This is a genomic window from Hafnia sp. CBA7124 (assembly GCF_002355555.1).
GTDB classification, from domain to species: domain Bacteria; phylum Pseudomonadota; class Gammaproteobacteria; order Enterobacterales; family Enterobacteriaceae; genus Hafnia; species Hafnia alvei.
Window position 1 is genome coordinate 20,703 of record NZ_AP017469.1, and the last position, 20,681, is coordinate 41,383.

General features: G+C 49.7%; 18 protein-coding genes. 8 read left to right on the forward strand and 10 right to left on the reverse strand.

From position 1 onward, the window contains the following. Positions 1–104: 104 nt before the first annotated feature. The 6 genes from CPY98_RS00105 to CPY98_RS00130 form a co-directional block, all read right to left on the reverse strand. Positions 105–2,087 (reverse strand): PTS mannitol transporter subunit IICBA, encoded by a 1,983-nt coding sequence (locus CPY98_RS00105; RefSeq protein WP_025797304.1) that lies wholly within the window; start codon positions 2,085–2,087, stop codon positions 105–107. Positions 2,088–2,587: 500 nt separating this feature from the next. Further along, on the reverse strand, positions 2,588–3,412 hold the full coding sequence (gene dinD, locus CPY98_RS00110) for a DNA damage-inducible protein D (RefSeq protein WP_043490006.1): 825 nt from the start codon (positions 3,410–3,412) through the stop codon (positions 2,588–2,590). Positions 3,413–3,624: 212 nt separating this feature from the next. After that, positions 3,625–4,344: a DUF3053 domain-containing protein gene (locus CPY98_RS00115; RefSeq protein WP_043490008.1), complete on the reverse strand. Its 720-nt coding sequence runs from the start codon at positions 4,342–4,344 to the stop codon at positions 3,625–3,627. 149 nt (positions 4,345–4,493) lie between these two features. Continuing rightward, positions 4,494–6,563 (reverse strand): glycine--tRNA ligase subunit beta, encoded by a 2,070-nt coding sequence (glyS, locus tag CPY98_RS00120; protein ID WP_025797298.1) that lies wholly within the window; start codon positions 6,561–6,563, stop codon positions 4,494–4,496. Between the two features lie 7 nt (positions 6,564–6,570). Further along, a complete protein-coding gene (glyQ, locus tag CPY98_RS00125) occupies positions 6,571–7,503 on the reverse strand; it encodes a glycine--tRNA ligase subunit alpha (RefSeq protein WP_004094047.1) in 933 nt (310 codons plus the stop codon). 163 nt (positions 7,504–7,666) lie between these two features. After that, positions 7,667–8,188: an autotransporter domain-containing protein gene (locus CPY98_RS00130; RefSeq protein ID WP_096385879.1), complete on the reverse strand. Its 522-nt coding sequence runs from the start codon at positions 8,186–8,188 to the stop codon at positions 7,667–7,669. A 221-nt stretch (positions 8,189–8,409) separates the two neighbouring features. Between CPY98_RS00130 and CPY98_RS00135 the strand changes: the two genes are divergently transcribed. From CPY98_RS00135 to CPY98_RS00150, 4 genes are all read left to right on the forward strand, one after another. Further along, positions 8,410–8,988: a DNA-3-methyladenine glycosylase I gene (locus CPY98_RS00135; RefSeq protein ID WP_043490017.1), complete on the forward strand. Its 579-nt coding sequence runs from the start codon at positions 8,410–8,412 to the stop codon at positions 8,986–8,988. Positions 8,989–8,991: 3 nt separating this feature from the next. Continuing rightward, positions 8,992–9,444 (forward strand): N-acetyltransferase, encoded by a 453-nt coding sequence (locus CPY98_RS00140; protein WP_043490020.1) that lies wholly within the window; start codon positions 8,992–8,994, stop codon positions 9,442–9,444. A gap of 209 nt (positions 9,445–9,653) precedes the next feature. Beyond that, on the forward strand, positions 9,654–10,313 hold the full coding sequence (locus CPY98_RS00145) for an OmpA family lipoprotein (protein ID WP_025797291.1): 660 nt from the start codon (positions 9,654–9,656) through the stop codon (positions 10,311–10,313). Between the two features lie 120 nt (positions 10,314–10,433). Then, complete coding sequence (locus CPY98_RS00150; protein ID WP_046360667.1) at positions 10,434–11,453, forward strand: LacI family DNA-binding transcriptional regulator; 1,020 nt, start codon at positions 10,434–10,436, stop codon at positions 11,451–11,453. Here the strand turns inward: CPY98_RS00150 and tusA are convergent, their stop codons facing one another. Then, positions 11,454–11,705: a sulfurtransferase TusA gene (gene tusA, locus CPY98_RS00155; protein WP_040045256.1), complete on the reverse strand. Its 252-nt coding sequence runs from the start codon at positions 11,703–11,705 to the stop codon at positions 11,454–11,456. A gap of 232 nt (positions 11,706–11,937) precedes the next feature. Between tusA and CPY98_RS00160 the strand changes: the two genes are divergently transcribed. The 3 genes from CPY98_RS00160 (at position 11,938) to CPY98_RS00170 (ending at position 13,808) form a co-directional block, all read left to right on the forward strand. Continuing rightward, on the forward strand, positions 11,938–12,603 hold the full coding sequence (locus CPY98_RS00160; RefSeq protein WP_025797284.1) for a 7-cyano-7-deazaguanine/7-aminomethyl-7-deazaguanine transporter: 666 nt from the start codon (positions 11,938–11,940) through the stop codon (positions 12,601–12,603). A gap of 76 nt (positions 12,604–12,679) precedes the next feature. Then, a complete protein-coding gene (locus CPY98_RS00165) occupies positions 12,680–13,138 on the forward strand; it encodes a GNAT family N-acetyltransferase (protein ID WP_096385881.1) in 459 nt (152 codons plus the stop codon). Positions 13,139–13,232: 94 nt separating this feature from the next. After that, positions 13,233–13,808: a DcrB family lipoprotein gene (locus CPY98_RS00170; protein WP_043490026.1), complete on the forward strand. Its 576-nt coding sequence runs from the start codon at positions 13,233–13,235 to the stop codon at positions 13,806–13,808. 41 nt (positions 13,809–13,849) lie between these two features. Here the strand turns inward: CPY98_RS00170 and CPY98_RS00175 are convergent, their stop codons facing one another. Both CPY98_RS00175 and CPY98_RS00180 read right to left on the reverse strand, forming a co-directional pair. Next, the gene (locus CPY98_RS00175; RefSeq protein ID WP_096385884.1) at positions 13,850–15,526 is read right to left on the reverse strand and encodes an AsmA family protein; all 1,677 of its coding nucleotides are present in this window, start codon (positions 15,524–15,526) and stop codon (positions 13,850–13,852) included. A 135-nt stretch (positions 15,527–15,661) separates the two neighbouring features. Beyond that, complete coding sequence (locus CPY98_RS00180; RefSeq protein WP_043490030.1) at positions 15,662–17,071, reverse strand: NCS2 family protein; 1,410 nt, start codon at positions 17,069–17,071, stop codon at positions 15,662–15,664. 233 nt (positions 17,072–17,304) lie between these two features. On the opposite strand from CPY98_RS00180, the gene gltS reads away from it, so the two are divergent. After that, entirely contained in the window at positions 17,305–18,519 is a 1,215-nt protein-coding gene (gene gltS / locus CPY98_RS00185; RefSeq protein ID WP_040045251.1) for a sodium/glutamate symporter, read from the forward strand. An 80-nt stretch (positions 18,520–18,599) separates the two neighbouring features. Here gltS and recG read toward each other — a convergent pair whose 3' ends face one another. Next, positions 18,600–20,681 carry an ATP-dependent DNA helicase RecG gene (gene recG / locus CPY98_RS00190; RefSeq protein WP_096385886.1) on the reverse strand — a complete coding sequence of 694 codons (2,082 nt, stop codon included), beginning with the start codon at positions 20,679–20,681 and terminating at the stop codon, positions 18,600–18,602.

The following is a 20,681-nucleotide window of genomic DNA, read 5'->3' on the forward strand; positions in this document are numbered from 1 at the left end:
CTATCCGTAAAAAGGGGGGCGGGGGAGCCCCCAAGAACGGCGTCGACAGCAACGGCACTTTTATAGGGCCGACTGGCTGCGGTGAACAACGCCGTGTAATTGCCTTATGCCGCTTGTTCGCCAGACAGAAGATCTAAGATCTCCTGAACACTGGTGGTTTGCGCCAGACGTTCGATTACGCCTTCGTCATCCAGTGCGTTGGTTAAGCGGGCAATGACCTGAATGTGCTCGTTATTACGCGCAGCGATGCCGATAACCAGTCGAGCGACATCGTCTGGTTCATCACCGAATCGAACGCCGTGAGGGTATTGGCAAATGACGATCCCGGTGCGTAATACGCGGTCTTTGGCTTCTACGGTGCCGTGCGGAACGGCGATAGATTCTCCTAAATAAGTTGAGGTAAGTGCTTCGCGGGCGAGCATGGCGTCGATGTAATCCGGTTCGACATAGCCGCCAGATACCAGCATTTCACCGGCAAAGCGAATGGCTTGCTCTTTGGTGTCGGCGGTTAAGTTCAGGAAGATGTTGGCTGCGCTGAGCTTAAATAGATTCTCTTCGCGATCGGTTGATTCAAATGAGTCATCGTTAGCGGCGATGATAGTTTGGTTGATCAAGCGGTTGTCGTTTGCCGCCTGCGGCAGTTTGGCCGCTAGTAAACGGGTTGTAAGATCGGTATACAGCCCGCTATCAAGGAAATTGCTTAATGAAATATGCATCGCCTGTGGTGCGTGGCGCATCGCGCGTTCGGTTAAATCCTGATGAGTGATCACCAGATCAACGTCTTCAGGCAGGCTGTTAATCGCGCAGTTCACTACGGAAATATGGCTCAGCCCTGCGTCTTTTACCTTTTTACGTAGAACTCCCGCGCCCATCGCGCTTGAGCCCATTCCGGCGTCGCAGGCCACGATAATTTTGCGCACGTGATGTAAATCTTTAGACAAATCAAGCGTGGCACGCATGGCTGGCTGAGGTTCGACTCCAGTCACTTTTCCACCGGATTTAGACTGTTGTTTCATGCCTTGCATGCGACGAGTGGCTTCCGCTAAGCCGTTACTTTCTTCATCACCGACGCGAGCGCGTTTAAGCAACATGGCAGAGGTTAAGAACGAAACCAGCGTTGAAGCCATAATCGACAGCACGACGCCGATAAGAGATGCTTTTGGTGTCATTAGCAACACTGCAAAAATAGAACCCGGAGACGCAGGGGAAACTAAGCCCGCGTTAAAGAGGGTCAGCGTGAATACGCCGGTCATGCCACCCAGAATCACGGCCAGAATCAGACGTGGATTCATTAACACATATGGGAAATAGATTTCGTGGATACCACCGAAGAAATGGATGATTGCGGCACCGCCAGCGGACTGTTTTGCACTGCCTTTGCCGAAGAACATGTAAGCCAGCAGAACACCTAGTCCTGGACCTGGGTTTGCTTCAATCAGGAAGAAAATGGATTTGCCGGTTTCTGTTGCCTGCTGAATACCTAACGGTGAGAAGATCCCGTGGTTGATGGCGTTATTCAGGAACAAAATCTTGGCGGGTTCGACGAAGATAGACGTTAATGGCAGCAGGTTGTTCTGCACCATAATATTCACGCCAGCCGCTAATATTTTTGAAAGCGACTCTACCAACGGCCCAATCGCCATGAATGCCAGCATCGCCAGCAGCATGCCGATAATGCCCGCGGAGAAGTTGTTCACCAACATTTCAAAGCCGCTTTTGATTTTGCCGTCAACCCAGCGATCAAAGTGTTTGATTGCCCAGCCGCCTAATGGGCCTGCAATCATTGCGCCCATGAACATGGGCATATCTGCGCCCACAATCACGCCCATGGTGGTAATTGCACCCACCACGCCACCGCGCTCACCGCCGATTAAACGGCCACCGGTATAACCAATCAATAATGGCAGCAGATAGCTGATCATTGGGCCAACCAGCTTGGCTAATGTTTCATTTGGCAGCCAGCCGGTAGGAATAAATAAAGCGGTAATCAAACCCCATGCGATGAATGCGCCGATATTGGGCATCACCATATTGCTGAGGAAGCGGCCAAAATTCTGTACCTTGACCTTGATATCTGGTGATAACATAAAACACCCCTCGTGGTGCGCTAAGATGTTGCGCGTCGTAATAGTTGTGGTGGTTTCGCCAAAAACCGTCCTGTCGTTCTGTATGCAAAATCGACTCTATCACGCCGTTTTCATCTCGCGTACCCCGTGGGGGATTTGTGATCTTGATCTCGTAATTTCCCCCTCTATTGGGGTGTTTATGGTGATATTGATCACATAAGTAGGCTGAAAGTCTGCTACAAAGTTAAAATATCGCCCGTTATGGGTGGTTTTGTGTGACGCAAATCACTTAAGTTGTTAGTGGTTTTGTTTTTAAATTGTGATTCTCTTCACAAGTTATTTTGCATCCCATCAGCATGCCATCGACACACCTCAGGTTTTCACCCAACGCGTTATAAAATTACATGTAGTGTTTTTTGGGTATAAAAAAACCACACAATCTGGTTAAGTAGCCAGCATTACGCAATCTAGTGGCTTACGAAGCTAGGTGCATGCAAGTTTGCAGCGCTAGCTTTGCTAAGCTATTTTTTACTCAGTTTTTTAGTGGTGGATTCTATGTGCTGGATGCTGTGCTTAGGAACAGGAAGGTTTTCTGGCATGGTGCCGCCTAGTTCTTCAATGGTTTTCCGAACCTTTTGGCCCACATTAAAATGTGTCTGATTGGCTTGTTGCCTTGATTTTATCTGGTCACGACGTAGCTTTTCTTCTGTTTGTGTTGCTCTAAACAGGTTGGCTGCTAATTCAGTAGAACCCATGAAATCGAGAATTTTTTGACTCTTTTTGAGCTCTTTACGCTGGTGAATGGCATTTTGGTCTAGCCCGCCGTAGAGGCCTTTATATCCATGGTTCTGGAAAATGGCAAAATCCATCGTGGTTGCAACACCGGCTTGTTGAGCGGCTTCAACGAGTTGTTTGTTATGTTCTTTTAATTCATTACGCAGAAACAAACGTTTTTCATCTTCTCGTAAACGCTTAAAAGTTTCGTCATCAGCTAATTCTTGGCGTCGAGTTTGAAGTGCGAAGTATGTTTGACCTGCCGCTATGACGGGTTTGTTAGGATCGCCGTTTTGAACCACGAGGTAGCAGGCATAACGGGAGAGGGCGATATCTTTTAACTTTCGTTGAGCTCCAGAGCCAATTTTGACCATATCGAGGACATCCTCGAAATGGTCACCAGCGTTGTGCCCACTGTTTAAACATGCATCTTTTGCCCGCTCTAATACAGGAATAAAATGCCGGTATTCTGAGTAATCCAGCAGCTTTGCCAGTGCTCTTGCAGACCAATATTCAGACCCAGATTCATCTACCTGTTTAATTTCTTCGAAGGGCTGGTGGTGCTTATTCATGGTTCACTCCATGTTATTGCATGATGTTTGGAGATGATATCGATCGGTGGTGATGTTGCTGGAAGCAATATCTCATATCCAGATTTTTGCTGGATGGGCAACGAAGGAGTAGCGTTGCCTCCGTTAAAGAAAAACACCCTGTGAGCACTAAGGCTGACAGGGTGTTTCGGCTATTTAATCAGGCTACGAGATGTAAATGTGTTGCCTAAATATTAATTCTGGAAAATAGCCGCGCTGCGGTTTTTCGCATTTAATAATTCTTGATGCTTGGCAGCAATTGAGGTCATTAACTGATTGTATTGATCGACCTGCTGCTGGGTTTGTAGCTGGATGCTTTGGTTATCAAAGCGCGCCTGAGTCCCAATGCTTTGCAGGAAATCACCGACCTGAATCAAATCCTGTGACAGGCTAGCCGCCATAGGAATGATTGGCATCACGGCATTCGCCGGATCGGTGACGACTTTCGCAAAGGCTTGGTCATAAACTGCTTTCACATCATCAGGCTGTTTAAGTGCGGCACGCGCAGTGTCTGCGGTCGATTTGGCACTTTGAATCTGTTGGCCGAGCAGGTTCAGTGCACCAGCTTCCTGACGCAGATCGTCGCGTTTGAGCAGATAGTCCTGAGGAACACGGATCTGATCGATAGTGGTAAAGAGCGGATTTAAGCTGCTATCCATCGAACGGCTGAAATTCTGTGAAAACGTTACTAAGATCGCGTAATCGCTGACATAGTTGCCGAGTTTCTGCTTTTGGTCTTCGCTCAGGGTTGGTACGGTGATGCTGCCACGCATGACGGTATTTTGCAGATAGTCGATGAAAGCTTTACGTTGTTCTTTATCGTTGTCGCCACAGCCAGCTAGTTGAAACGCCATAATGACGGCGAAAATTGGCATCAACCAACGCTGTGCCTGTTTAGTTACTGCAAATGACATGTAATTACTCCTGTAACCACGCGAAAAAAATCGGTCGATATCATTCTGTTGAAATTCTACTCATCAAGTTAGTTTAACCTGATAATTTGGGGATAACAGCCAGAAAGTAAAAAACCCGCCGTAAGGCGGGCTTTATTTTACTCTCGGGGTTACTGCAGAACAGAAATATCCGCAACCTGTAGGAACAAATCGCGTAGCTTGCTCAGCAGAGTCAGGCGGTTGATGCGCACTTGCTCATCGTCAGCCATAACCATCACTTGTTCGAAGAAGTTATCTACCGGTTCACGCAGTGCAGCCAGTTCTGATAAAGCTTCTTGGTAGCGACCTTCAGCAAACAGCGGTTCCAACTTATCGCGCAGAACAACCAGATGGGTTGCCAGTTTGATTTCTGCTGCTTCTTTCAATACAGAAGCATGAACGTGATCGCCCAGTACTTCGGTTGATTTAGCCAGAATATTGGAAACACGCTTGTTGGCAGCAGCCAGCGCAGCGGCTTCAGGCAGCGTACGGAAGTGTGAAACTGCCTTCACGCGTGCATCAAAGTCTGCTGGTTTGGTTGGACGACGAGCCAGTACAGCCTGAATAGTGTCAACGCTGTGGCCTTCTTCCTGATACCAAGCGCGGAAACGGCCCAGCATGAATTCCACCACGTCATCAACGACGTTCGCGTTAGTCAGCTTCTGTCCGTATAAGCGCGCGGCTTCTTCAGTTAGCGTGACCAAATCCAGCGGCAGCTTTTTCTCAACGATAATACGCAATACACCCAACGCAGCACGGCGCAGAGCAAATGGGTCTTTATCGCCTTTAGGATGCTGACCGATGCCGAAGATACCGGCGAGGGTATCCATTTTATCGGCAATCGCGACAGAACATGCCACCAGAGAGTCTGGCAGTGCATCACCGGCGAAGCGTGGTTGGTACTGTTCGTTCAGGGCAACGGCAACTTCTTCGTTTTCGCCGTCGTGGCGTGCGTAATGCATGCCCATAACGCCCTGTGTATCGGTGAATTCGAAGACCATATTGGTCATCAAATCACACTTGGACAGCAGGCCTGCGCGGGTCGCTAGATTAACGTCAGCGCCGATTTGTTCTGCAACCCAACCGGACAATGCTTCAATGCGGTTGGTTTTGTCACGCAGCGTTCCCAGCTGTTGCTGGAACAGAACGGTTTCTAGACGAGGCAGGTTATCTTCCAAGCGCTGTTTGCGGTCGGTCTTGAAGAAGAACTCCGCATCGGCTAAACGTGGACGAACAACTTTCTCGTTACCAGAGATAATCTGCTGTGGGTCTTTAGATTCGATGTTGGTGACGAAGATAAAGTTTGGTAGCAGTTTGCCGGCAGCGTCATACACAGGGAAGTATTTCTGGTCACCTTTCATGGTGTAAACCAGCGCTTCAGCAGGTACGGCGAGGAATTTTTCTTCAAACTTGGCGGTTAACACTACTGGCCATTCAACCAGAGAAGTCACTTCTTCCAGCAGGCTTTCGCTCATATCAGCGATGCCGCCGATTTTCTGCGCAGCCAGCTCGGCGTCACGTTTGATGATGGCTTTACGCGTGGCGTAATCAGCGATGACTTTGCCACGTTCCATCAAGATCTGCGGATATTGCTCGGCGTTATCGATGGTGAACTGCTGTTCGCCCATGAAACGATGGCCACGGATCACGCGATCGGACTGCACGCCAAGAATGGTAGCAGGGATCACTTCGCTACCCAGCAGCAGCGTGACGGTATGAACCGGACGCACAAATTGAGTATCGTTGTCGCCCCAGCGCATCAGTTTTGGAATTGGCAGTTTGCCTAATGCATTGGTTACCAGCGTTGGCAGCAGTTGCTGTGCGCTCTGACCTTTTTGGTGCGCGCGGAACAACAGCCATTCACCTTTGTCGGAGGTCAGACGTTCAGCCTGATCGACGGTGATGCCACAACCACGAGCCCAGCCTTCGGCAGCCTTGGTTGGTTTGCCTTCAGCATCGAATGCCTGAGCAATAGCTGGACCACGTTTTTCAATTTCGCGATCGGGCTGAGATTCATGCAACGCTGCGACTTTCAATGCTAAGCGGCGCGGTGCGGCGAACCAAGTCACTTCGCCATGGGCGAGGTCTGCGTTATCTAGTTCAGCGGTAAAATTAGCTGCAAAAGATTCTGCCAGAGAGCGTAGCGCTTTCGGTGGCAGCTCTTCGGTGCCGATTTCCACCAGAAAAGTTTGTTGGGTCATGGCTGCCTCAAATATTCTCTAATTTAGAATCGTCGCTTTTTTTACACATTGGGAAGCCCAGCGCCTCACGGGAGGCATAGTAGGCTTCAGCGACCGCTTTGGTCAGGGTACGAATACGCAGAATGTAGCGTTGGCGTTCGGTGACCGAGATCGCCTTGCGCGCGTCCAGCAAGTTAAAGCTGTGCGCGGCTTTCAGAATGCGTTCATACGCTGGCAGAGGCAGAGGTTTTTCCAACTCCAACAACATTTTGGCTTCTTTCTCATACTGCTCGAAGCAGGAGAACAGGAAATCGACGTCTGCGTATTCAAAGTTATACGTGGACTGTTCCACTTCGTTTTGATGGAACACGTCGCCGTAGGTTGTTTTACCCAGAGGGCCGTCGCTCCAGACCAGATCGTAAACGCTGTCTACGCCCTGAATATACATCGCCAAACGTTCCAGACCGTAGGTGATCTCACCGGTTACCGGCTTACATTCCAAGCCGCCAACCTGCTGGAAGTAAGTGAACTGAGTCACTTCCATGCCGTTAAGCCACACTTCCCAGCCTAAGCCCCATGCGCCCAGCGTTGGGTTTTCCCAGTTATCTTCGACGAAGCGAATGTCGTTCACCAGCGGATCTAAACCGAGCTCTTTCAATGAGCCCAGATACAGTTCCTGAATATTTTCTGGTGATGGCTTGATGACTACCTGAAACTGGTAGTAGTGCTGCAAGCGGTTAGGGTTTTCGCCATAGCGGCCATCGGTTGGACGGCGGGATGGTTGCACGTAGGCCGTTGCCATCGGCTCTGGGCCGAGTGCACGCAGGCAGGTCATTGGGTGTGAGGTGCCAGCGCCAACTTCCATGTCCAGTGGTTGAACAATGGTGCAGCCTTGGCGCGCCCAATAGTCCTGCAGAGTCAGGATCAGCCCCTGAAAGGTCTTGGTATCAAACTTTTGCATATTGGATGAGTTCGCGCGATACAAGTGGATTTATATAGAATGTTGCAGTATACCGCCTGAACGTAAGATATACAGCCCGAATCCCGACTCAATGGGGGGGATTTTGCGTGTATTTTGCCATAAAACATGGCAAAGGCTGGGAACATTCTCCGTGAAGGTCGAGTTAAAAGTTGGCGCTCACGCCAATATTGTACATAAATTGCTCGCTATTGTTGAGGCGATTGGTCTGCGATAGCTCGGCAAATGCGGCTATATAATCGGTTAGCGGGATATTGGCACCCACGGTGACATCAACCCAGTGCGCTTCTTGATTGGGGATCTCACGGCTAAATAAGTTTTGCGGTGCGCTAAATTCTCCCACCTGTTTATAAGACTCGTTGCTTGATAAACGCTGATAGCTGATTTCAGCATAGGGCGTGAACAATTCTAGATTGGAATCTAACCGCCAGCCCAAAGAGCCCACTTGCTGTTGGGTGGTTGGGTTTAACGCCGCAGAGGCCAATGAGTTGCTGCCCACCCAATGCGTTGAAAACCCCGGTTCAATGGACGTTGAAGCGCGATCGAGCGGAACGATATCGCTCGAGCTATTGTCATTCACAAAAACATCTTTTAAATCATACGACAAAGCAGGTAGTGAGAGCAGGGCGCAGCTCACTAAAAAAACCGATGCCAGAGGTCTAATCATTGATGCCACTCCATTAAAAGGGAGGCGTTATTCGTTATTATTTTGTGATGCTGCACTCTTAACTATTTGACGAGGTTGCGACTGCGTCAAGGTGGGTTGAAATAAATAGTCAACGCTTCGCGAAACGTTATAGTTGTCTCTCACGTTGTTGGCATTGTTGCTCGGTAAACAGCACAAAAAACCCGATGATTCACAAAGGGTTTCTCACAAGGAATAGGATTATGAGCCAGACATTTGAAGATAAAAAAATTCGCTGTGGTTGGGTCTCATCCGATCCCCTGTATATCAGCTATCACGATAATGAATGGGGTCAGCCCGTCTACGACGATGCTCATCTATTCGAACTGTTGTGTCTTGAGGGGCAACAGGCGGGACTTTCGTGGATAACCGTGCTGAAGAAGCGTGAAAACTATCGTAATGCTTTCCATCACTTCGATCCGCGCAAGGTGGCGGCGATGACGGATGAGGATATTGATGCACTGATGCAGGACGCTGGCCTTATCCGTCATCGCTTGAAATTAGACGCCATCGTAGTTAACGCCCGTGCCTATATGAAAATGCAGCAGGAGGGTGAGGATTTTTCTCAGTTTTTATGGTCGTTTACCGAAGGCAAGCCACAGCTAAACCGTCCTGAAACCCTCGCCAACGTGCCTGCAAAAACCGAGATTTCTGATGTGATGTCCAAGGCGCTGAAGAAGAAAGGCTTTAAGTTTATTGGCTCAACGATCTGTTATGCCTTTATGCAAGCCAGCGGCATGGTGAACGATCATGTCAAAACCTGCTTTTGTGGGAAGCACTAAGCCATGATCCGCCCTGCTGTGAAACAAGATATGCCGGCTATTATGGCGTTGTGGCTGGTTAGCACTACCGAGGCGCACCCGTTTATTTCTGCGCAGTATTGGCGTGAAAGCGAAGTCGTGGTGCGTGATACCTATTTACCGAATGCGCTGACGTGGGTGGCAGAAGATAAGGGTGAAATCATAGGGTTTATCAGCGTGCTTGAGCAGCAGTTTATTGGCGCTTTATTCGTGGATAAACGCTATCACGGCAAAGGTGTTGGGCAGTTGCTGATGATGCATGTGAAGATGATTTTTCCACAGCTGATGCTCGAGGTGTATCTGGAGAATCACCGCGCACTACGTTTTTATCAGCATGAGGGGTTTCAGACTCAAGATACCCAGTTCAATGAGGACACCCAGCACCAAACGGCAATAATGTTGTGGGAGAAAACCCCTGGCGCTTGGCTTGAAGATTAAACAAATCCTGCTATTTGGCGCGTATTTGTCTAATTTATTGGAATTTTAGGAATTGTGACCATTATTTTTTAATGGGAATTTGCTGAAATGCCACCGCCGTAGATCCCGATTCACGGTTTTGGGCACGATTTTTTTTGGGTCAGTGGATTACTGGCCTGTTACAGCAAATATCTTGAGCGATTACGCTCTGTGCAAGATGAGGTTCCATAATGAGTAAAAGCCGTTTCTGTATTGCTGGCGCAGTATGCGCTGCGCTGCTGCTGTCTGGTTGTACAACTAACCCTTATACCGGTGAATCCGAAGCGGGGAAATCGGGTGTGGGCGCAGGTTTAGGTGCGCTGGTTGGTGCTGGCGTGGGGGTTCTGTCCTCTTCTAAGCACGATCGCGGCAAAGGCGCTCTAATTGGTGCGGCAGCTGGCGCGGCGTTAGGCGGTGGTGCCGGTTACTATATGGACGTTCAAGAGTCAAAACTGCGTGACAAAATGCGTGGTACCGGCGTGAGCGTAACGCGTCAAGGCGACAACATTGTGCTGAATATGCCAAATAATGTCACCTTCGACTCCAGCAGCAGCACCTTGAAACCAGCCGGTGCCAATACCCTGACCGGCGTGGCAATGGTTTTAAAAGAGTATCCTAAGACCGCGGTTAACGTGGTGGGCTACACCGATAGTACCGGTAGCCAAGATCTGAATATGCGTCTTTCTCAGCAGCGTGCCGACAGCGTCGCAAGTTCTCTGATTGTTCAGGGCGTTGAAGCCAGCCGCGTTCGTACTCAGGGCATGGGCCCAGCAAACCCAATCGCGTCAAATAGCACGACAGAAGGCAAAGCTCAGAACCGTCGTGTTGAAATTACACTAAGCCCGATGTAATTCATCTCTTCTTTTAGCCTCCTGCTTTGCCTGAGGAGGCTATTTCCTCAACCTTATCTCATCAGTTCCCCTGTGGTTATGCTAAATTTGCCTATCCGTTGAATTTCAGAGGAACACGTCGTGAGCAGTCAGGGAATCCGCGCCACCATCAGTGATGTCGCTAAGGCCGCTAAAACCGGTAAAACGAGCGTTTCGCGCTATTTAAATGGCGAACAACACCTGCTGTCCGACGATCTCAAACAGCGCATCGAACAAGCCATACAACGCCTTAATTACCGCCCAAGTCAGATGGCTCGCAGCTTAAAAGGCGGGCAAACTCGCCTTATCGGCATGATTATCGCTGATATCACCAATCCCTATTCTGTAGATGTTTTGCGCGGCGTAGAAGAAGCCTGCCGTGTGCAAGGTTTTACGTTGCTGGTGTGTAACACCAACAACGAAATCAATCAGGAGCAGCACTACCTTGAGCTGTTAAGTAGCTATCGCGTTGAGGGTTTAGTAGTTAATGCGGTGGGGATGCGTGAAGAGGCGTTATCCAAGCTACAACAGTCTTTGCTGCCAATGGTGCTGATTGATCGAAAAATACCCGACTTCTCCTGCGATATGGTGGGATTAGACAATCATCGCGCTGCCACAGAAGCGACTCGGCATTTAATTGAGCAGGGTTTTGAAGCGGTGATGTTTTTAAGTGAACCACTGGGGTTGGTTAATACTCGGCTTGAGCGTTTGCATGCTTTTCAAAACACGATGGCAGAATGCCCTGAGCTGATCGCCTGCCATGCCGAAGTTGTGCTTAACAAAGGTGAACTTCTGGATCAGGCATTGAGCCAGTTTTGTCATCAGCATCGTGGTATGCGTAAAGCCGTAATGTCTGCCAACGGTGCACTAACCCTTCAGGTGGCTCGCTCCCTGCGTCGTTTAGGCCTTAATTGGGGCAGCGATATTGGTTTGCTTGGCTTTGATGAACTGGAGTGGGCGGAGCTGGCAGGGGCGGGGATTACCACGCTTAAGCAGCCGACCTATCAGATCGGCTACGCTGCGCTTGAGCTATTAGTGAACCGCATTCAAGGCGACGAACAGCCTACCGTTGAGCAAAAATATCCGGGCGAGCTTATCGTGCGGGGCTCCACGTTGCGTTAATTAGGCGGGAGTCCCTTTGCGTAACAAATAGCGATAGGGTGCTTGCTCGGTTTCTTGCGCGATCAGTTGATGATCCATAAAACGACAGAAACCCGGAATATCACGGGTGGTTGCTGGATCATCCGCGATAATCAGCAGCGTTTGTCCATCATCCATATGGCGCACGGTTTTACGCACCATCATCACAGGCTCAGGGCAGCGAAGCCCAAGTGCATCCAGCGTTTTATCGGGATTAGCGAAAAGGTCGGTCATGGTTTTTCTCTGAAGGCCGATTTGCGCAATCGTACTGGCGAAGGGCTACGGCTGAGTGAAGTTTAAAACGCCCCTAGTTTACCTGCTGGAAAATAGTCTGCAAGGGACGTGAACGTTTGCGTTAAAATTAACCATTGCATGTGGAAATTATCGCGGTATCATCCGTGCCGCATCTCAGATACACACATTTTTTATTGGGTTCCCTCACCCCAATCTCCAAAAAGGCCAAAATATGTTTGATTTTACTCCGCAACAGCGGATGAAAGCCCTTTGCTGGCTTTCTGTTTTTCACGTTCTGATTATTACGTCCAGTAACTACTTGGTGCAGTTACCGATCTCGATTTTCGGTTTTCACACCACGTGGGGCGCATTTACTTTCCCGTTTATTTTCTTGGCAACAGACCTCACCGTCCGTGTGTTTGGCGCGCCTTTGGCTCGTCGAATTATTCTGGCAGTTATGGCGCCTGCGCTGCTGATTTCATATTGTATTTCAGCGCTGTTCTTTCAGGGCGAGTGGCAGGGTTTTGCCGCGTTGGGCGAGTTTAATGTGATGGTGGCGCGTATCGCGACCGCAAGTTTCATGGCCTATGTTCTTGGGCAGATCCTTGACGTGCATGTCTTTAACCGCCTGCGTCAGCGTAGCGCGTGGTGGGTAGCTCCGACGGCTTCAACGCTGTTTGGTAATATCAGCGATACCTTGGCGTTCTTCTTTATCGCGTTTTACCACAGCACAGACCCCTTCATGGCCGCGAACTGGGTTGAGATCGCGCTGGTAGACTACACGTTTAAATTGCTGATCAGCCTGATTTTCTTCCTGCCAATGTACGGCGTTATGCTCAACGTGGTTCTGAAGTATCTCTCAGCTAATCGCCAAGATCCGCATCCACAGCTGAATTAAAAAACGTATCGCGATGCCGAGAAGCGCTTTTTCTCGGTATCGTATATGCTGATGTCCCTGAGCTTCGGAGGATGTCATGCCCGCAATTAACGTCAAATACGCCACCGTTGAAGATGTTCACCATCTTTATAACTTACTGCCCGAATTCTCCGTGTTACATAGCCTGCAAGATTTAATTAACCGACTGAATAATAAAGAAACTTGTATATTGGTCGCCTATAAAAATGAAAAACCTGTTGGTTTTAAGTTGGGTTATGCGCTTAGTGACACCACTTTCTATAGTTGGTTAGGTGGTGTACTTCCTCACTCTCGCCGCGACGGAATAGCCCAAGTCCTATTGCATACACAGGAAGATTGGGCTTTAAATCATGGGTATCAGCGTATTGAAGTGAAAACCAGAAACTGTTTTCCAGCTATGCTGATAATGCTCATAAAAAATGGCTACCAGTTATCTGAGCTAGAAGTAGCTGACAACATAGCCGATAACCGAGTCCGACTGGTGAAGTGTCTGACGCACGGAACCAATGATAAGTAGCGAAGCTACAATATGTTACTTGCATTTAGTGCACCGATAAGGTGCGATACGTTTATTGGTCAATCGAGACGTTAGGACAATAGAAGGAATTACCATGCGTAATTTAGTGAAGTTTATGGGAGTGGGGTTGCTCGTGGCAGGACTTGCCGCGTGTGATGGCCAGTCAACTGATAACACCACCTCTGCGGCCAAAGGATCTACGTCGGTAGAAGCTAGCGTACCTGCCGGAGAGAACATTAGCCTGCTCAATGGAAAAGTGACCTTTACGCTGCCGGCTGGCTTAACTGACCAAAGCGGTAAGCTAGGCTCTCAATCAAACAGCATGCATGTTTACGCGAATAAGAGCGGTCAGCAGGCGATCATTGTGATTATGGCTCCGTTACCGGCAGACAGCCTGAGCACATTGAGTGGTCGTTTGGTTGAACAACAGAAATCTCGTGATCCAAGCCTGAACGTGCTTTCCGATAAGAGCATTGAAGTGAGTGGGCAGCAAGCTCAGGAAGTGAATAGTCTGCAAACGGCCAAAGGCCAAGTTTCCTATTCCAGCATCGTACTGGCTAAAGCCGGCGATCAGTTGATGACCATGCAGGTATCTCTGCCGGGTGAAAATCAGCAGGAAGCGGCTAATATTGCCAACGGTGTGATTAACACTCTGAAGATTGCCGAGTAATTTTTTGCAAAAGCCCTCCCTGTGCAGGGAGGGCTAGAATGTTAGTTTACTACGCCGTTAACCATCTTCTGCGTAACCTGTTGCCCACTCGCATTCTGCGCGCTTAACGTGGCATTTACACTAGGCTTAAGCGGTGCATCACCGGTCAGTACGCCTTGTAATCCTAGCTGCATATTGACGTCTCCTTTAATCGGCAACGCTGGCCATCCCCATTCAACTAGTTGATCGGCAGGGACTGCTTTCCCCTTAAGATCCAAGCTGAGCTGGCGTCCAGACTGCGTGAGCGACGCGGTGGCTTCCAAAATTCCCTTTTGTGATAACGCGCTGAGTTCAGTGACGCTAATTTGCTGGTCGTTTGCGTTCAGACTAATAGAAAGCCGTTGCAGATCGACCTTATTAAACGTTGCGCCGCTAGCGTTGAAGGTTGCTTGACCGTCCCATAGCCCAAATAGGCGGTTATGGACTAAGCGAATGTTGCTGCCAAAGCCATCCAGAGCGGTGATTTGGAAAGGAAACTCAGGGTTGATATCGACTATCAGATTTCGGCTGCTGGAGAACTTGGTGACGATCACATCGTTTAGCCAAGTCGGCAGCGGTGCTTGCCAGATATCACGCCAGTTTTGCGGTAGCGTATATTCCAAGCCAACGAGCGTAATTTCATCGAGGGTAAGTTGTTGGTTACTGCGCAACCAGCTGCCGCTTGCTCTAAGCAAACCGCCTTCCCAGCGAGTGCTTAACTGTTTTATCGCCACTCCCGCATTCGAAAGATCGGCGCTAAAGATAGGCTCAACAAAGTGCACATTGCCCACGATGATATCGTTAGCATTAAAGGCGATAGTCCCTTTATCACTTTGCCAATTGCCGTTGTTCCACGTTACACCGTTCAATTCTGCGTCTAAATCACTGAGTGCCCAGCCAGCCCCTTCCAGCTTGGCGTCGGTAATACTCATTTTTCCCAGCGTGATTGCCGGAAGTTGCTTCAGCGGCGCAAAGAAAGCGTCTAGAGATTGGCTAGTCTGCCAGTGGAGATTACTTAGGCGTAAGTTATTGATGACCCAGGTTCCATCGGCTTTGCGTATGCCGTCACCGGTGGCTTGGCCTTGGGCAAATTCAGCGCCAGCGTTGATTATTGTGAGTTGACCCTGTTTATCACTACCTTGGATCAACACGTTCTGTGCAGGAATATCATTTAGCGTTAGTTTGCCTGCGCTGAACTGAAACTGGTTGTTCTTGCCAAAGATTTGCCCTGAGACGGGCTGCCACGGTGAAACATAGCCGTTGACCTGAGACGCGTTAATTTTTTGTTGGGGCTCATTTTGTTGCACCTGCATATTGAGCATGCGCAGGCTCTGGGCCTGAATTGGCAGTGCAGTTTGAGCCGTGGCTGAAAGTGTTAGCGATCCATTTTCGAGCGTGACGCTATCGAAATCTTTCGGTTCGGTTAGCTGGCGTACGCTGAGCGATAAACTGATTTTTTCAGCGCGTAGAAAAGGAGGCTGACCAACGTTAGCGAGCGTGACATCGTGTAATGTCATTTCAGCGGGATCGCGAATATCGTGGTGTATTTTTCCAAGCGACAATCGATATTGGGTATTTTCATTCACCCAAGTGCTGATGTGGCGGGCGCCCCATGTGGTTTGTGCAATCACATAAGCCACAATACCCAGCGCGATGATAATCGCGAGCAGGATTAAAAGTAGTTTTCCAATAAATTTCACGGCATTAGTCCTTCAGGCCAAAGGTACTTTAGTTTATGCCGTATTAAGTAGGATGGCTCAAGGGATGAAATGTAAACACCAATAAAAAAGGCCGAATGCAGAAACATCCGACCTTTTTCAGCCATTTATGCGGTTTTAATCTTCGTGTGGGAAAACCAGATTTAAGACAATGGCAGTAATACCGCCAGCCGCAATGCCTGAAGACAGCAGAGTTTTCATCCAATCCGGCGCGAATTGTAAAATCAACGGCTGCTGAGAAACCCCTAAACCAACGGCTAAAGAGAGCGCCATAATCATAATGGCGCGGCGGTTTAATGGTTCACGCGAGACAATACGCACGCCCGATGCTGCGATAGTGCCGAACATGACGATGGTAGCGCCTCCCAGAACGGGCTCAGGGATGTGCTGTACAAAACCCGCCACCGCAGGGAACAGACCTAAAACAATCAGCATGAGGGCGACCACAAAGCCCACATAGCGGCTTGCGACACCGGTTAGCTGGATAACACCGTTATTCTGGCCAAAGCAGGAGTTAGGGAAGGTATTAAATACCGCCGACAGCATCGAATTCAGCCCGTTGGCGAGAACGCCCCCCTTCAGTCGCTTCATGTAGAGCGGGCCAGAAACGGGCTGCTCGGATACGTCAGAGGTCGCCGTAATATCGCCGATGGTCTCTAAAGACGTCACCATAAAGACCAGCATCAGCGGGATCAGCAGATTCCAGTCAATGCCCAAGCCATAATAGAGCGGCGTTGGCACCATCAGCAGCGAGGTGGTTTTTTCCATATTGCTGGTGTCTGGCAGCATCCCCATCGCCCACGCCAACGCGTAGCCAACGGCCATGGCGATCACCAGTGAAGAGACACGCAGATAAGGGTTGCGCTGGCGGTTAAGCAAAATAATGACCACCAGAACTGAACCGGCTAGCATCAAATTACCCGGCGCACCAAAGGTGTGATCGTTCATGGCGCTGTAGCCACCGCCAATAGAAACCAAGCCGACCTGAATCAGCGATAAACCGATGATCATGACCACCACACCAGAGACTAATGGCGTAATAATTCGGCGTGCTAGGTGCAAGAAACGCGACAGGATAATCTCGGTGCAGGAAGCCAGCATTAGCGTTCCAAACAGCGTTGCCATCATCGTTGGGATATCAGCGCCGCCGTTTTTCAACGCCATTCCGCCCATAATCAGAGGGCTAACAAAGTTAAAGCTCGTTCCCTGAATAGACAACAAACCCGAACCCACAGGGCCCCAGGTTTTAATTTGCAAGATAGACGCCAGCCCTGAGGCAAATAGCGACATGCTGATAATGTGTTGCGTGTCCTGTGCTGGAAGACCTAATGCCTGACAAATCAGTAGTGCGGGCGTAATAACCGCCACAAACATGGCGAGTAAATGTTGGCAGGCAGCGAAAAGGGTTTGCGGGAGAGGTGGACGGTCTTCGAGACGATATATCAGCTCACTTTTGGTTGGCGCGGTAGCGCTAGGCTTCGCGATTGAAGAGTGAACTTGGTCGAACTCAGTGGATGGCGTGGTCATAATCCATATTCCAGAAGCAACAATGCACGCATTTTAATGATAGTTGTCACAAAAGCAATCGGTTGCGTATAAATTTACCTAAAAAGGATGAGACTTTTGGATCGCATTTTTTGCTAAAGAAACTTGCCCAAGAGTTACGTTTTGCTTTCTAATTAAGCGTTTATCATTTTTAGATAACAGAGAGAAAATTATAATTATTTGAAATAAATACAATTATTACATGGAGTAATAAAATGATTCATCTGGACGTATACGGTACGCTAGTCGCGGCGACCTTGGTGCTTCTGCTCGGGCGCCAAATGGTACAAAAAATCCCTTTCCTAACGAAATACACGATTCCTGAACCCGTTGCTGGCGGCTTGCTGGTGGCGCTCGGTTTCCTGTTGCTTAAACAAACCACGGGCTTTGAGGTCAGTTTTGACATGTCCCTCAAAGATCCGTTGATGCTCGCCTTTTTTGCCACCATCGGCCTTAACGCAAACTTAGCGAGTTTGAAAAAAGGCGGCAAAGCGTTAAGCATTTTTGTTTTTGTCGTTGTGGGGTTACTGCTGGTACAAAACGCCATTGGTATTGGCATGGCGAAAATGCTGGGGCTTGATCCTCTGATGGGGCTATTAGCGGGCTCCATTACGTTGTCCGGTGGACACGGTACGGGCGCGGCGTGGAGTAAAGTTTTCAGCGAACGCTACGGGTTTGAGAATGCGACTGAAGTGGCCATGGCATGTGCCACCTTTGGTTTAGTGCTTGGTGGATTGATTGGCGGGCCAGTGGCTCGTTACTTGGTGAAGCATTCGTCTACGCCCAACGGAACGCCGGACGATACTGAAGTCCCAACCGCGTTTGAAAAACCCTATAGCGGCCGTATGATCACGTCGCTGGTGTTAATTGAGACGCTGGCTTTGATTGCGATCTGTTTAACCGTAGGCCATGTCATCGCTGATTTTCTCCGCGGGACGACGTTCGAGCTGCCAACGTTTGTCTGCGTATTGTTCGTTGGGGTTGTACTGAGTAATACGATGCATGCGGTTGGTTTCTATCGCGTGTTTGAGCGTGCGGTATCGGTGCTCGGAAACGTGAGTTTGTCGCTGTTCTTGGCTATGGCGTTGATGAGCTTAAAACTGTGGGAACTTGCTTCTCTGGCGCTGCCGATGTTGGCCATTTTGCTGGTTCAAACGCTGGTGATGGCGCTGTACGCTATTTTTGTTACCTATCGAATTATGGGCAAAAACTATGATGCAGCGGTGCTAGCCGCAGGCCATTGCGGTTTTGGCTTAGGCGCAACGCCAACGGCGATTGCTAACATGCAGGCGATTACCGATCGTTTCGGCCCGTCGCATTTGGCTTTCCTGGTAGTACCTATGGTTGGTGCGTTCTTTATCGATATCGTTAATGCGATTGTGATCAAGCTGTACCTGATGCTGCCGGTATTTCCTGCGGTGATGGGGTAGTTTTCGATTATCACGATCTGACCCCACCCCTCCCTTTCTCAGGGGAGGGAACCGTTCCGGAGAAGGGGAGGTACACGAGACTATGCGTTGGTATATCGGCTGCGTTCAGGCAGCCAGCGCTCGATAAGTGCCTGCGCATGTTCTGGGTAGTTTTGATGAATATGGCGTGCAATGCGCTGAACTTCAGGGATAAGCGCCTGATCGCGTAGCAAGTCAGCTACCTTAAATTCGGCGCTACCGGTCTGTTTGGTCCCTAATAGCTCACCGGGGCCACGAATTTCTAAGTCTCGTTGAGCAATCACGAAGCCATCATTGCTATCACGTAATACCTGTAGACGTTTTTGCGCGGTTTGGCTCAGAGGTGTTTTATAAAGCAGGACACAGTGTGATGCGACGGCACCGCGCCCGACGCGGCCACGCAGCTGATGTAACTGCGCCAAACCCAATCGCTCAGGGTTTTCAATGATCATCAGGCTGGCGTTAGGCACGTCAACGCCAACTTCGATTACGGTAGTGGCGACCAGCAACTGAGTTTCACCTGCCTTAAATGCCCGCATCACTTCCTGTTTTTCTGCTGCTTTCATGCGGCCATGTACTAACGCGACCTTAATTTCAGGCAGAAGCAGTTTGAGCTCTTCTGCGGTAGCCTCTGCGGCCTGAGCCTCCAGCATCTCTGATTCTTCAATCAGCGTGCAGACCCAATAAGCCTGTCGACCCTCTTTTAAACAGGCATTTTTAACGCGTTCAATGACATCGGCGCGGCGTGAATCTGGAATAGCAACGGTGGTCACCGGCGTTCTGCCAGGCGGAAGCTCATCAATAACCGACGTATCAAGATCGGCGTAGGCAGTCATCGCCAGCGTGCGCGGTATCGGGGTTGCGGTCATGATTAGCTGATGCGGATGGAAACCTTGTTCTTCGCCTTTTTCCCACAGGGCAAGACGCTGATGTACGCCAAATCGATGTTGTTCATCAATGATAACCAGTGCCAAGCCAGAAAATTGCACCTGATCTTGGAAAATGGCGTGTGTGCCCACGATCATATCGACTTCGCCACTGGCAATAGCTTCCATCTGTGTCTGACGCGCTTTACCCTTCTGCTTGCCTGCAAGCCAGCCCACTTTCAATCCTAGCGGTTCAAACCACTGACGAAAGTTATTGGCATGCTGCTCGGCAAGCAGTTCGGTCGGTGCCATTAAAGCGACCTGTTTGCCATGGGCAATCGTTCGCAGCGCGGCAAGTGCGGCAACCAAAGTTTTACCCGATCCCACGTCGCCTTGAACCAAACGCATCATAGGGACGGGCTTCGCCATATCGGCTTCGATATCAGCCACCACGCGCTCTTGCGCACCCGTTGGTTTAAAGGGTAAAGAGGCCAGCATCTGGTTTTTGAGACGATCATCCGCAGAAAGCGGCAGCGCTTTATGGCTTTGCGCTCCGGCTCGTACCGCAAGCATGCTGAGGTTATGAGCCAGCAGTTCTTCTAAAATTAGACGACGCTGAGCAGGATGTTTTCCATGCTCCAAATCGGCAAGCTGCATATTTGGCGGTGGACGATGCAGCATGCGCAATGCATCTGGCAGGCTCATTAACCCTTGGCGCAGTTCATCGGGCAATAGTTCCGCGATGGGCACCGTATCGAGCAAGGCTAATGCTTGGTCGGTTAGCTTACGCAGCGTGGCCTGACGAATGCCTTCGGTAGTGGGATAAACCGGCGTAAGGGCTTCTTGCAGCTCAACGTTCTCGGTTTCACCCTGAATTTTATATTCAGGATGGATAATTTCTGCGCCTAGATTACCGCGTTTGATTTCACCGTAGGCTAAAACATGCTTACCGACAGAAAGACTATTCTTCATCGCAGCGTTAAAGTTGAAGAAGCGCATCGTCAGCATACCGGTGCCGTCGCTTATCTGGCTGGTCATCATGCGGCGGCGACCAAAGCTTATATCGGTGCGCAGCACTTCGCCTTCTACGGTTGCAAAAATGCCGGGTAGAAGATCGTTGATAGCATACAGGCGGGTGCGGTCTTCGTAGCGCAAAGGCAGGTGCAGCAGCAGGTCTTGGATATTCTCCAGACCAATTTTGGAGAGTTTACCTGCTTGGCTGGCGCCAACGCCGGCTAAAGAAGTTAATGCGATAGCATCCAGCAAGCGGCCTTTCAT